We start from the raw sequence: 12,645 nt of genomic DNA on the forward strand, positions 1-12,645 counted from the left end.
GTACCGCTGGTCTCCCTCCCCTGCTTGCCCCACAGGGACTTCCTTCGGTCGCAGGGGAGGGTTGGGGTGGGGTGCTTTTGATCTTTACCGCGACCCTGGGCAACCCCCTCCCAGCCTCCCCCTGCTTGCAGGGGGAGGAGCAAATCCATGAACTTGCTGCGCCTGTCCCTGCGCAGCCTGCGCCGCGAATGGCACCTGCCCGAGCTGCGCACGCTGGCCGCCTCGCTGGCGCTGGCGGTGGTGGCGCTGGGCGTGGTCGCCACGCTGGCGACGCGGATCGAGCGCGGCATGCTGGCCAGCGCCGCCGAACTGATCGGCGGCGACATCGGCGTGTCGTCGCCGCAGGCGGTGCCGGACACGTTCGCCGACCGCGCCCGCCGCGACGGCTTGCAGGTCAGCCGCACCGCCGGCTTTCCCAGCGTGGCGTTCGCCCATGAGCAGACCCAGCTGCTCGACGTGCAGGCGGTCGATCCGCCCTATCCGCTGCGCGGCAAGCTGGAGCTGCGCGACGCCGGCGGCCGCACGCGCAATGGCCATGCCCCGGCCGCGGGCGAGGTCTATCTCGACCATCGCGCCCTGGTCGCGCTGGGCCTCAAGGTCGGCCAGACGCTGCAACTCGGTGGCCGCGAGCTGACCATCGCCGCCGAACTGCTGCGCCAGCCCGACGGCGGCGAGCTGCTGGCGCTGGCGCCGCGCGCGCTGATGAGCCTGGCCGATGCCGAACAGGCCGGCCTGCTCGGCACGGGCAGCCGCGCCCGCCACCGCCTGCTGCTGGCCGGCGCGCCGGCCGCGGTGCAGGCCTGGCGCGACTGGGCGCAGGCGACCGCGCTGCCGCAGGGCGCCGAGCTGGTCACGCCGGAACAGACCCAGGAGCGCATGCGCACCTCGTTCGACCGCGCCGGTGCGTTCCTGCGCCTCACCGCCCTGCTGTCGGCGCTGCTGGCCGGCATCGCGATCGCGCTGTCCGCGCAGCGCTACGCGCGGCGCAAGACCGCCGAAGTAGCGCTGCTGCGCGCGCTGGGCACGCCGCGCCGGCGTGTGCTGGGCCTGCTGCTGGGCACGCTGGGCGCACTCGCTGTGCCGGCGACGGCACTCGGCATCCTGCTGGCGCTGGGCCTGGCGCAACTGGCCTGGCTGCTGGCCAGCCAGCTGTTCGGCAACGTGCCGACCGTGCTGCCGCTGGCGCCCTCGTTCGCCGCCGCCGCGATGGGTATCGCGGTGCTGGTCGGCTTCGCCCTGCCGCCGCTGGCGCGGCTGGCCGAGGTGCCACCGGTGGCGGTGTTCCGCCAGAGCATGCAACGGCGGGTGCGGCGCTTCGATGCGCTGTACCTGATCCCCGCCGTGGTGGCGCTGGGCCTGATCTGGAGCCAGAGCAGTTCGCTCACCCTGGCCGGCATCCTCGCCGCCAGCCTGCTCGGCGTGGCCTTGATCGCGGCGCTGCTGGCCGGCCTGCTGCTGTGGCTGGCCCGGCGCATCGCACCGGGCGCGCACCCCGCGTTGCGGCTGGGCCTGGCCGCATTGGCGCGGCGGCCGGCGCTGAGCGTGATCCAGGCCACCGCGCTCAGCCTCGGCCTGTGCGCGCTGCTGTTGCTGGCGATCGTGGCGCCGGCGCTGCTGCAGGGTTGGCGCCAGGAGCTGCCGGCGGACACGCCGAACTGGTTCGCGCTGAACCTGCAGGACGACCAGCGCGCCGGCTTCACGCAGGCGCTGACGACCATCGGCGGCGACCAGCTCAACATGCTGCCGCTGGCGGTGGGCAAGCTCACCGCGATCAACGGCCGCCCGGTCGACCAGCTCGGCTTCGCCGACGAACGCGCCAAGGACTGGGCCGACCGCCAGCTGCGATTGTCCTGGTCCGCCGCGTTGCCGCCGGCGAACGAGGTGATCGCCGGCCGCTGGCACGGCGCGCAGCCGGCGCAGGCCGAGGTCTCGATCGACACCATGTGGCGCGACATGTTCGCGCTGAAGCTCGGCGACACCATGCGCTTCGACGTGGGCGAAGGCAGCATCGAGGCGAAGGTCGGCAGCGTGCGCAAGGTCGACTGGAGTTCGTTCCGGGTCAACTTCTTCCTGCTGCTCGACCCGGCCCACGCCGGCGCGCTGCCGCATACCTGGCTGGCCAGTTTCCACCTGCCGCGCGGGCACGCCGCCGGCCTGGCGCGGCTGTCGCGCGACTACCCCAACCTCAGCCTGGTCGACGTCGACTCGCTGCTCGACCGCGTGCGCGAGATCGTCGACCGGGTCGGCAACGCGGTGCGCTGGATCCTCGGCTTCAGCCTGCTCGCCGGCGCGCTGGTGCTGGCCGCCGCGCTCGCCGCCAGCGCCGCCGAGCGCCGCCACGAAGCCGCCCTGCTGCGCACGCTGGGCGCACGCCGCGCGCAGCTGCGCGTGGCCGCCGCCTGCGAGTTCGCCCTGCTCGGCCTGGTCGCCGGCCTCACCGCCGCACTCGGCGCCGCCGGCGCCGGACTGTGGCTGGGCCAGGCGGTGTTCCACATCGAAAACTTCGTGCCGCCGCTGTGGCCGCTAGTCGGCGGTGCCGCGGGCGCGGCGCTGGTGGTGATGCTGCTGGGCCTGGCCGGCACCCGCAAGGTCAGCCGCACGCCGCCGATGCGGTTGCTGCGCGAGGGCTGAAAACAGGCATCGGCAGGAGCAGATCCCGTCGATGGCGAAGCCATGCGAGACTGGCAACCGTGGGCGCATGGAGCAACCCTCTTCCGGCGTACCGCGGCTCCACCAGGCCAACCCCATTTCCAACTTGAAGCCACGGGAATCCGCCCATGCTCGGTGTCGTCCTGCTTTTTGTCGGTGTCGTCCTGATCGTCAACGGCCTGACCCTCGCCGGACGCATCGAGGCGAAGGAAGCCGCCGTGCTCAACCTGCTGGTCGGCAGCCTCTCGGCATTCGCCGCGGTACTGGGCGCCATCCAGGCTTCCACGCCGGCGGATTTTCTCGCCGTGGGTTCGGGCCTGCTGTTTGCATTCACTTACCTGTACGTGGCCGGCGTGCATTGGTTCAAGCTGAGCGGCACCGGGCTGGGCTGGTACTGCCTGTTCGTCGCGATCACCGCGCTGCCCCTGAGCTGGGACGCGTACACCCTCGGCGAGCTGCGCATGGCCGGCATCTGGCTGGTCTGGTCGAGCCTGTGGCTGCTGTTCTTCATCGACCTGTGCACCAGCGTGCGGGTGAAACGCTTCCTCGCGCCTTATGCGGTGATCGTGGGGATCGTCACCTGCTGGATACCCGGCATGCTCATGCTGCTGGCGCGCTGGTGATGCCCGGCCGCCCGGGTCACTGAAAAGCATCCCGATGCAGGACATGCACGATGATGGCGTGGTTTCCAGGCCCGCGTTGAAACCATGAATCCATCCACGCAAAAGCCGCCCGGCTGGGCCCGGCACCTGCAGAACGAATGGCTGCTGCTGGTGTTCGCGCTGCTGGCGCTGGCGCTTGCCGTGCTGGATCCCCGTCCCGCGAGCGACTACCGGCGCTGGCTGCAGTTGCCCACGCTGGCCGGCCTGACGGGCCTGCTGATCGCGATCCAGGGCATCCGCGACAGCGGACGGGTGCAGCATGCGGCGGTGGCCGTGGTGGCGCGCGCGCATTCGCTGCGCAGCCTGGGCCTGCTGCTGGTGGTGGCGACGGCACTGCTGTCGATGGTGCTGACCAACGACGTGAGCCTGTTCCTGATCGTGCCGCTGACCCTGGCGATCGGTGGCGTCTCGAACCTGCCGGTGCTGCGCATGGTGGTGCTGGAGGCGCTGGCGGTGAACGCGGGCTCCACCCTCAGCCCGATCGGCAACCCGCAGAACCTGCTGTTGTGGCAGCACTCGCGGCTGCCGTTCCTGCATTTCGCGGCGGCGATGCTGCCGGCCGCCACGGTGACGTTCGTGCTGCTGGCGGCGCTCGCCTGGCTGTGGCTGCCGCGCGATCGCGTGGCGTTGAACCCGGAACGGATCGACGGCATCGCCGCCTCGACCCGCCTCGGCGCGTGCTCGATGGCCGCACTGGTGGGCATGGTGCTGCTGATGGAATACGGCCACGCGCTGCCCGGCGCGCTGCTGATGCTGGCGCTGTTCGCCCTGCTGGCGCGATCGAGCCTGGCGCGGATCGACTGGCTGCTGCTGCTCACCTTCGCCGCGATCTTCCTGGGCGTGGGCCACCTCGCCGAGCTGCCGCTGGTACGGCGGATGCTGGACCGGCTGGACTTCAGCCAGCCGCTGACCCTGTACGCCAGCGGCATCGTCGCCTCGCAGCTGATCAGCAACGTGCCGGCGACGGTGCTGCTGCTCGAGCGCACGCCCGATGCGACCGCGCTGGCGGTGGCGGTGAACGTGGGCGGCTTTGGCACCGCGATCGGTTCGCTGGCGAACCTGATCGCGCTGCGCCTGGCGAAGCAGCCGCATGGCCTGCGGCTGCTGCACCTGGTGTCGATTCCGTTCCTGCTGGTGTGCGCGCCGCTGGTGTACCTGGCCTGGCGCTGGATCAGCCTGTAGGAGCGAACCCTGTGCGCGATAGCTCTTCGTCGTGTCACGAAAAGCATCGCGCGCGACCGAAGGAAGTCCCTTGTGGACAGGGTGCGCTCCTACAAGAAGCCGCGCTCAATCGTCGCCGTGCGGCACGCTGACCTTGCCCTTCACGCCGGAGTGGCCGACGTCGCCGCTGCCCTTGGCGCCGAGACTGAGATCGCCGGCCACGTCGTGCACGTTCAGGTCGCCCGAGCCCAGCGTATCGGCGCGCACGCTGCCGCCGACGTTGCGCAACGTGACGTCGCCCGAGCCGATGCTGCCGATCCGGGCGTCGCCCTTGATGCCCGCGGCCTTGAAGTCACCGGAGCCGACCGAGCCCAGCTCCAGGCTGCCGATATCGGCGGCATCGACGTCGCCCGAGCCCACGCTGGTGGCGAACTTGCCGGACACCTGGCGCACGTGCAGGTCGCCCGAGCCCACGCTGGTCTGCAGCTGCTGCACGCCGCTGACGTCGGCGTCGCCGGAACCCACGCGCACGGTGACCGGCAGGTTCGCCGGCAGTTGCACGGTGACGTCGAGGCTGCTGTAGGAACTGCCGCCGAACAGGCTGAAACTGAAGCCGCCGCTGCCGCCGATATCGATCAGCAGTTGGTCGCCCTCGCGCCGCTGGGTGACCTGCAGCTTGTCCAGCGCCGCCTGCTCGGAGGCGCAGGCGCGGCCGTGAAGGGTGAGGCCCCTGGCGTTGTCGCTGCCGGTCAGGTGCAGGTCGTGGCTGTTCACCTCGATCTGCACGCCGCGCACGCCGGCCAGGTCGAGTTGCAGGTTGCGCGGCGCCTCGTACTTGCACGGCGTGGCGGCGAAGGCGGCGATCGGTGCGAACAGCAGGGCGGTGGTGAGAAGGCGGCGCATGGGACTCTCCTTGAGTGGTCGGCCCGCCTGGGATGCGGCCGGCGGGAGAAAGGTTGCAAGAGCCTGTCCATGGTCTCCAGGCACGACGGATGCATGAGCGTCCCGGTCAACGCGCCCGGGCCGGTCGCGTTGACCTGGTCTACCTGCCGAGGAGATTTACCATGCACCGCAAAACCCTGTTCGCTTCCGCGCTGGCCGTGCTGATCGCCGGATCGGCCTCGTTCGTGATGGCCCAGAATACGCCGCCCCCGCCATCGGCTCCCCACGCAGTAGCCAGCAGGGACATGCACGTGATCCGCGGCGATCGCGGCCACGGCATGCGCATGCACGGCTTCGACCACCGGCGCAGCGGCGTGATCGGCGACCTGCGTGGGCTGGAACGGTTGTACATGCAGGCCGGCCGCAGCAAGGAAATGGCGTCGGTCTACAACGACGTGCTGGCCAGGTCGCAGGATCCGCGCGTGCGCGACTATGTCTACCACCGGCTGGCCCGCCTGCAGGCGCAGCCGGCCAACGTGGACCAGGCCATCGCCACGCTGCGCAAGGGGCTGGACGAGAACCTGGCCGACGAGGCGAAGATGCGTGCCGCCTGGCAGCAGCGTGCCGGCGAGGCGGCACCGGCGGCCAGGTAACTTCCGCGAAAGTCCGCCCTGGCCGGCGCGCTGGCCTGGCGCCATCGTGCCTGCTCTACGGTTGGCGTTCCATCTGCTTGGCGCGCTGCCAGAGCTGTTCCTGTTCGGCCAGCGTGCGCTCGCCGAACGCGGTGCCCTCGGCCGCGGCCAGGTGTTCCATCCGGCGGAAACGCCGCTCGAACTTGGCATTGGCGTGGCGCAATGCCTGCGAGAAATCCACCCCGGCGTGGCGCGCCAGGTTCACCGCCACGAACAGCACGTCGCCGACCTCGTCCTGCAGCCGCGCCGGATCGGCGCCGTCGGCGAATTCGGCGCGCACCTCGTCCAGTTCCTCGGCCAGCTTGGCCAGCACCGGCTCGGGACCGGGCCAGGTGAAGCCGGTGGCGGCGGCACGCTGCTGCAGCTTGTGCGCCCGCTTCCATTCCGGCAGCCCGGCGGAGACGCCGGCCAGCGCGCTGTGGTCGACGGCGTCGCCCTTGTCGGCACGCTCGGCCGCCTTGATCGCCTCCCACGCCTGCATCTGCTCGCCGAGATCGGCGTAGCGCGTGTCGCCGAACACGTGCGGATGGCGCCGCACCATTTTGGCGCCGATCGCGTGCACCACGTCGGCGAAATCGAACAGCCCCTGCTCTGCCGCCATCTGCGCGTGGAATGCCACCTGCAGCAGCAGGTCGCCCAGCTCGTCGCGCAGGTCGTGCCAGTCGCGGCGGTCGATCGCGTCGGCCACCTCGTAGGCTTCCTCGATCGTGTACGCCGCGATCGAGGCGAAATCCTGCCGCACGTCCCATGGGCAGCCGCGCTCGGGATCGCGCAGGCGCGCCATGATCGCGAGCAGATCATCGAGGGAGTGTCGGGTCATGGGAAAGCGAGAAGTGAATGGAGAGGAGTGAGAAACGAGAGAGAGCGGCTTGACGCAAGGACGTCCGACCGGTCGGATGCGGGATGGCTTTTACTCACTTCTCACTCCCCGTTCCTCGCTCCTCGTTCCAGGCGCGCGGCCCAGTCGATATCGCGGTCGCCCACCGCGACGAACTCGGGGTTCAGCAGCGACTCGCCGCGGTTGTAGCGGAACGGCTGTCCCGCCATGTCGAGCACGGCGCCGCCGGCCTCGTCCAGCACGCACTGCGCGGCGGCGGTGTCCCATTCGCTGGTGGGACCGAGGCGCAGGTACAGGTCCGCCGCGCCGCGCGCGATCAGGCAGAACTTCAGCGACGAGCCCAGCGGCACCAGCTGGTAGTCGCTGCCGACCAGCGACCGCAGCCGCTCGCCCTGCGCGCCGCCGTGCGAACGGCTGCCGGCCACCAACGGCGGCTGCGCCAGCGCGCGGGTGCGGATGCGTTGCCAGGGGCCGCCGGCTTCGGCCTGCAGCCATGCCCCCTGCCCTTGCTCGGCGACGTAGAGCTCGCCGGTCACCGGCGCCAGCACCACGCCGAGCGTGCTGCGCCGGTCGTCGATCAGGGCGATGTTGACGGTGAACTCGCCGTTGCGCTTGATGAACTCGCGGGTGCCATCGAGCGGATCGACCAGCCAGTAGCGCGACCAGTGCCGGCGCTCGGACCACGGCAGCGCCTTCGCCTCCTCCGACAGCACCGGCAGCACCGGATCGAGCGCGGCCAGGCCGGCCATGATGACCCGCTGCGCGGCCAGGTCGGCGGCGGTCAGCGGCGAGGCATCGTCCTTGGTCTGCACCGCGAAGTCGCCGCGGTAGACCTCGAGGATGGCGGCCCCGGCGGCACGGGCGATCTCGCCGACTTTCCGGGCGAAAGCGGGCGCCATGCTCATGCGCGCGGGAAGCGCCCGGCGAGGTACTCGCGGGCCATGAACAGCGCGGCGATCGAGCGCCCTTCGGTCACGTCGTCGCGACCGAGCAGGGTGTGCAGCTCGGACAGCTTCCACGGCACCACTTCGAGTTCCTCCGGTTCGTCGCCGGCCAGCTTCTCCGGATACAGGTCCTGCGCCAGCACCACGTGCGCCATGTGCGTCATGTACGAGGGCGACAGCGACAGGTTGTGCAGGATCTTCAGCCGGCGCGCGCCGTAGCCGATCTCCTCCTTCAGCTCGCGCTCGGCGCCCTGCTCGGCGGTCTCGTCCTGGTCCAGCCGCCCTTTCGGCAGGCCCAGTTCGTAGCGGCCGAGCCCGCCGGCGTACTCGCGCACCAGCAGCACCGTGTCGTCGTCCAGCATCGGCACGATGATCACCGCGCCCAGGCCGCTGCCCTTCAGCCGCTCGTAGGTGCGGCGCTCGCCGTTGGAGAACTCCAGGTCGAGCTGCTCGACGTGCAGGAAGTGGCTATCGCTGACGTCGCGCGTGGCGTGGATGACGGGTAGTTTGCGCATCGGGGCATTCTAGCCTGCACGGCTCAGCGCCGCAGGCGCCGTAACGCCTGCGCGTGGATCGCCGGCGTGCCGGCCAGCACGCTGCGCGTATCCAGCGTGGGCGGCGCACCGTCGAGGTCGGTGAATTCGCCGCCGGCCTCGCGCACGATCACCGCCAGCGCGGCGATGTCGAGGATGTTCACGTCCGACTCGATCACCAGGTCCAGGCTGCCGCGCGCCAGCAGGTGGTAATGGCAGAAATCGCCGTAGCCGCGGATGCGGTTCGAGTCGCGGATCAGCGCGCCCAGCACCCCCCAGCGCGCGTCGCCGGTGAGCGTCTTGACGTTGCCGGTGGAGATCGAGGCCTGCGCCATCTCCGTCGTGTCCGCCACGCGCACGCGCTCGCCGTCGAGCCAGGCACCCTGGGCCGCGCTAGCCCACATCGTCTCGCCGTAGACCGGTGCGCTGGACACGCCGAGCACCAGTTGGCCGCGCTCCATCAGCGCGATCTGGGTGGAGAAGAACGGCGTGCGGCGCACGAAGCTCTTGGTGCCGTCGAGCGGATCGACCAGCCACAGCAGGCCGTCGCGCTCGCCGTCCAGGCCGAACTCTTCGCCGTAGATCGACGCCTGCGGCAGCGCGGCCTGCAGGATCCGGCGGATCGCCTGCTCGGCCTCGCGGTCGGCGACGGTCACCGGGGTCGCGTCGGATTTCAGCTCCACCTCGACGCCGCGCCGCCAGTAGTGCCGGATCACCTCGGCGGCCGCCGCCGCCGCTTCACGTGCGGCGGCCAGGGCGGTGGCGGCGATGTCGGAATTCATGTTCGTCTCGTGTCCTCAATTCGTGGGTGATGCCGGCGCGCTGCCGGCCAGGCCGCCGCCGCGGCGGACATGCACGCTGCCGTCGGCCGCGGCCGGTCCCAGCGTGGCCAGCCAGCGGCGCATGGCCGGGTCAGTCTGTCGGGCGCGCAGCGTCGCGTCCAGTCGCCAGCCGAGCGGACTCAGTTGCAGCTCGCCGGCGACCTGCAGCGGACCGTGGCCGTCGTCCTGCCACTGGGCACGGATCACTCCGCTGGTCGCCTGCGCTTGTCCCTGCAGCGCGCCCAGCGCCAGGTTGCCGTCGCGGGTACGTACGACCGCCTCCGGCCACCGCGCCTGCGCCTGCAACTGCACGGGCCAGCCGCCCTGCAGCAGCGCGTGCGCGATGGCCAGTTGCAGTTCGCCACGCGGCTGGCCCAGCGGCGACCTCGTGTAGGCATCCAGCGCGGCCAGTTGCACGCGCGCGTCGACATCGTCGATCGCGAGGCGCGCATCGGCGAGGCGCCGCACGCCGCCGGAAAACCACAGTTGCGCGCCCTCGAAGCGCAATTGCAACCACGGCTGCCCGAGCAGGCTGCGCCGCGACAGCCGCCATTGCAGCTGCCCCAGCCTGCGTCCATCGGCGGCCACTACCGCGCCGGCGCGGCCATCCCACAGGCTGCCCTGTACCTGCTGCAGTTGCAGCCCGTGCAGTCGCGGCTCGATCCACGGCAGCGCCCAGCGCGCCGGCAGGAACCACAGCAGCAGGGCCGCGGCCAGCGCCAGCACGCCGAGACCGACCAGGCATGTTCGCAGGGGCTTCAAGGGTCGCTTCCCGGGACTGTCATCCATGCGCGGGCTTGAGCGCCCGTCACGCAAGGCCGATCATAGCCGGATGAACAACCCCGCAAGCGGCAATGCCGCCCTCGCCGCGCGCGACCTGCGCCACATCTGGCATCCCTGCACGCAGATGCACGACCACGAGAGCGTGCCGATGCTGCCGATCGTGCGCGGCGACGGCGCCTGGCTGGTCGATGCCGACGGCCATCGCTACCTGGACGGCATCAGTTCGTGGTGGACCAACCTGTTCGGCCACGCCAACCCGCGCATCGCCGCTGCCCTCGCCGACCAGGCGCAGCGGCTGGAGCACGTGATCTTCGCCGGCTTCACGCACACGCCGGCGATCGAGCTGGCCGAGGAGCTGGTGCGGATCACGCCGCCCGGGCTCGACCGGGTGTTCTACGCCGACAACGGCTCGGCGGCGATCGAGGTGGCGCTGAAGATGAGCTTCCACTACTGGCTCAACCAGGGCCATGGCGAGAAGACCCGCTTCATCGCGCTGACCGGCAGCTACCACGGCGAGACGCTAGGCGCGCTGTCGGTGAGCGACGTGGCGCTGTACCGCAAGACCTATGCGCCGCTGCTGCTGACGCCGTTCCTGGCGCCGTCGCCGGACGCGTACGAAGGCGAGCCGGGCGAGTCCGCCGAACAGACGGCCGTGCGCCGCCTCGGCGAATTGCGCACACTGCTGGAACGCCACGCCCACGAGACCTGCGCGGTGATCGTCGAGCCGCTGGTGCAATGCGCCGGCGGCATGCGCATGTACCACCCCAGTTACCTCAGTGGCCTGCGTGCGCTGTGCGACGAGTTCGCGGTGCACTTCATCGCCGACGAGATCGCGGTGGGCTTCGGCCGCACCGGCACCCTATTCGCCTGCGAACAGGCCTGTCCTGAGCCCGGTCGAAGGGCCGGCGTGACGCCGGACTTCATGTGCCTGTCGAAAGGCCTCACCGGCGGTTTCCTGCCGCTGTCGGCGGTGCTGACCCGCGACGCGGTCTACCAGGCGTTCTACGCCGAATACGGCGCCGGCAAGGCGTTCCTGCACTCGCACAGCTACACCGGCAACCCGCTGGCCTGCCGGGTGGCGCTGGAGACCCTGGCGATCTTCCGCGACGAGCCGGTGCTCGCGCGCAACCGCGAACTGGCCGCGCACCTGGCCCGGCGGCTGGAGCCGCTGCGCGACCACCCGCATGTCGCCGACGTGCGCCAGACCGGCATGATCGCCGCCGTCGAGCTGGTCGCCGACAAGCCCAGCCGCCGGCCGTATCCCGCGGCGGAACGGCGCGGCCTGCGCGTCTACCTGCACGGCCTGCAACACGGCGCGCTGCTGCGCCCGCTCGGCGACGTGGTGTACTTCATGCCGCCGTTCGTGATCACCGAGCCGGAGATCGACCGGCTGGTGGAGATCGCCACGGCCGGCATCGCCAAAGCCGTGAACGGTTCGTAAGCGGCCTCCCGGTCAATGGCCGACGCTGATGCTCGGGTCGAGCATCTGCAGGGCACGCGCCGTGTTGTTGACGCCGGTACGCCGCAGCTCGTCGCCGCTGTAGCTGCGTCCCGCCACCGGCAGGCATTGACCTTCCCTGGCCGGAATCAGGCTGCCGGTGCTGCGCAGGCAGTTGCGGTCGCCGGGCCGGAGGGGCGACCTGTCCGCCCCCGCGGCGGATCGGCCGGCCTGGCCGGCCAGCGCCGGGTTCGCCGCCGGCGCGTCCTGCGCTAGCGCCGTCGTGCCGGCAGCCATGCCGGCGAACAGGATGAACGAAACGAGGATCAGTCTGGACATGGCGGGGACCTCCGATGGTCACGGGGGAGAGGCACCTCCATGCTGCGCCGATCACGCGCCCCGGGCAACCGCATCCGCGGCGGACATCCCGCTTCACACCACCGGCACCGTGCCGCGGCCGGCGGCCTCGGCTATGCTGGAATTTTGCCGCCGTCGTTCCATGCGAAATATCCGTATCCATGCCGACCTGCCGCTTGCCGCCGGCGCCGAACGCATCCTGCCGGCGCAAGCCGGCGAGCACGTCGCGCGCGTGCTGCGCATGGCCGCCGGCGACCCGTTGACGCTGTTCAACGGCGATGGCAACGACTACCCCGCCACGATCCTCGCCGTCGGCAAGCGCGAAGTCGTCGTGCGGGTGGATGGCTGCCACGCACTGGCCAACGAGTCGCCGCTGCCGCTGACCCTGGCCCAGGGCGTCGCCCGCGGCGAGAAGATGGACCTGATCGTGCAGAAGGCCACCGAGCTTGGCGTGACCCGCATCGTGCCGCTGCTGACCGAGCGCGCCGAGGTGAAACTCGACGCGGCCCGCGCGGAGAAGCGGCTCGCGCACTGGCGCGCGGTAGCGGCCAGCGCCTGCGAGCAGAGCGGTCGCGCGCGCCTCCCCGAAATCGTCCAGGCGCGGCCCTTGCCGGCCTGGCTGGACGGCCTGGCTGCGGACGGCGCGCTGCGCCTGGCGCTGCTGCCGGAAGCCGGCCGCTCGTCCCGGGAATTGCGCTTCGGCGCGGCCGGCGGCCTGCTGGTGGTCGGCCCGGAAGGCGGGCTGGGCGAACGCGATGCCGGCGCGCTGACGGCCGCCGGTTTCGAAGGCCTGCGGCTGGGCCCGCGCATCCTGCGCACGGAGACGGCCGGGCTGGCCGCGCTGGCGGCGCTGCAGGCCCTGCACGGCGACGGCTAGCCTGCCGG

13 protein-coding genes are annotated in these 12,645 nt (G+C 71.3%); 6 read left to right on the forward strand and 7 right to left on the reverse strand.

Going from position 1 to position 12,645, the window contains the following annotated elements:
• Nucleotides 1-147: 147 nt before the first annotated feature.
• The 3 genes from AC3WRN_RS00145 (at nucleotide 148) to AC3WRN_RS00155 (ending at nucleotide 4,493) form a co-directional block, all read left to right on the forward strand.
• Complete coding sequence (locus AC3WRN_RS00145; protein WP_492621393.1) at nucleotides 148-2,631, forward strand: ABC transporter permease; 2,484 nt, start codon at nucleotides 148-150, stop codon at nucleotides 2,629-2,631.
• Between the two features lie 146 nt (nucleotides 2,632-2,777).
• Nucleotides 2,778-3,272, forward strand: a complete 495-nt coding sequence (locus tag AC3WRN_RS00150) for an AmiS/UreI family transporter (RefSeq protein ID WP_068093378.1) — start codon at nucleotides 2,778-2,780, stop codon at nucleotides 3,270-3,272.
• A gap of 84 nt (nucleotides 3,273-3,356) precedes the next feature.
• Complete coding sequence (locus AC3WRN_RS00155; protein ID WP_492621394.1) at nucleotides 3,357-4,493, forward strand: SLC13 family permease; 1,137 nt, start codon at nucleotides 3,357-3,359, stop codon at nucleotides 4,491-4,493.
• A gap of 105 nt (nucleotides 4,494-4,598) precedes the next feature.
• On the opposite strand, the gene AC3WRN_RS00160 is transcribed toward AC3WRN_RS00155, so the two are convergent.
• Nucleotides 4,599-5,375 carry a DUF4097 family beta strand repeat-containing protein gene (locus AC3WRN_RS00160; protein WP_492621395.1) on the reverse strand — a complete coding sequence of 259 codons (777 nt, stop codon included), beginning with the start codon at nucleotides 5,373-5,375 and terminating at the stop codon, nucleotides 4,599-4,601.
• Nucleotides 5,376-5,536: 161 nt separating this feature from the next.
• On the opposite strand from AC3WRN_RS00160, the gene AC3WRN_RS00165 reads away from it, so the two are divergent.
• Entirely contained in the window at nucleotides 5,537-6,007 is a 471-nt protein-coding gene (locus tag AC3WRN_RS00165) for a YfgM family protein (protein ID WP_068093367.1), read from the forward strand.
• 55 nt (nucleotides 6,008-6,062) lie between these two features.
• Here the strand turns inward: AC3WRN_RS00165 and mazG are convergent, their stop codons facing one another.
• The 5 genes from mazG to AC3WRN_RS00190 all read right to left on the reverse strand — a co-directional run bounded on the left by mazG (nucleotide 6,063) and on the right by AC3WRN_RS00190 (nucleotide 9,944).
• Nucleotides 6,063-6,866, reverse strand: coding sequence for a nucleoside triphosphate pyrophosphohydrolase (gene mazG, locus AC3WRN_RS00170; RefSeq protein WP_082823567.1), 804 nt, complete (start codon nucleotides 6,864-6,866; stop codon nucleotides 6,063-6,065).
• 101 nt (nucleotides 6,867-6,967) lie between these two features.
• Nucleotides 6,968-7,789 carry a 3'(2'),5'-bisphosphate nucleotidase CysQ gene (cysQ, locus tag AC3WRN_RS00175; protein WP_492621396.1) on the reverse strand — a complete coding sequence of 274 codons (822 nt, stop codon included), beginning with the start codon at nucleotides 7,787-7,789 and terminating at the stop codon, nucleotides 6,968-6,970.
• On the reverse strand, nucleotides 7,786-8,343 hold the full coding sequence (nudE, locus tag AC3WRN_RS00180) for an ADP compounds hydrolase NudE (RefSeq protein WP_492621397.1): 558 nt from the start codon (nucleotides 8,341-8,343) through the stop codon (nucleotides 7,786-7,788). The genes cysQ and nudE overlap by 4 nt, the downstream gene beginning before the upstream one ends.
• 23 nt (nucleotides 8,344-8,366) lie before the next feature.
• A complete protein-coding gene (locus AC3WRN_RS00185) occupies nucleotides 8,367-9,143 on the reverse strand; it encodes an inositol monophosphatase family protein (RefSeq protein ID WP_492621398.1) in 777 nt (258 codons plus the stop codon).
• A 15-nt stretch (nucleotides 9,144-9,158) separates the two neighbouring features.
• The gene (locus AC3WRN_RS00190) at nucleotides 9,159-9,944 is read right to left on the reverse strand and encodes a type II secretion system protein N (RefSeq protein WP_492621399.1); all 786 of its coding nucleotides are present in this window, start codon (nucleotides 9,942-9,944) and stop codon (nucleotides 9,159-9,161) included.
• Nucleotides 9,945-10,014: 70 nt separating this feature from the next.
• Between AC3WRN_RS00190 and AC3WRN_RS00195 the strand changes: the two genes are divergently transcribed.
• Nucleotides 10,015-11,406, forward strand: a complete 1,392-nt coding sequence (locus AC3WRN_RS00195) for an adenosylmethionine--8-amino-7-oxononanoate transaminase (protein WP_492621400.1) — start codon at nucleotides 10,015-10,017, stop codon at nucleotides 11,404-11,406.
• Between the two features lie 12 nt (nucleotides 11,407-11,418).
• Here AC3WRN_RS00195 and AC3WRN_RS00200 read toward each other — a convergent pair whose 3' ends face one another.
• Nucleotides 11,419-11,742, reverse strand: a complete 324-nt coding sequence (locus tag AC3WRN_RS00200; RefSeq protein ID WP_492621401.1) for a hypothetical protein — start codon at nucleotides 11,740-11,742, stop codon at nucleotides 11,419-11,421.
• 160 nt (nucleotides 11,743-11,902) lie between these two features.
• On the opposite strand from AC3WRN_RS00200, the gene AC3WRN_RS00205 reads away from it, so the two are divergent.
• A complete protein-coding gene (locus AC3WRN_RS00205; RefSeq protein WP_492621402.1) occupies nucleotides 11,903-12,637 on the forward strand; it encodes a 16S rRNA (uracil(1498)-N(3))-methyltransferase in 735 nt (244 codons plus the stop codon).
• Nucleotides 12,638-12,645: the final 8 nt, after the last annotated feature.

The organism is Rhodanobacter sp. FW101-FHT13A11 (assembly GCF_058790335.1).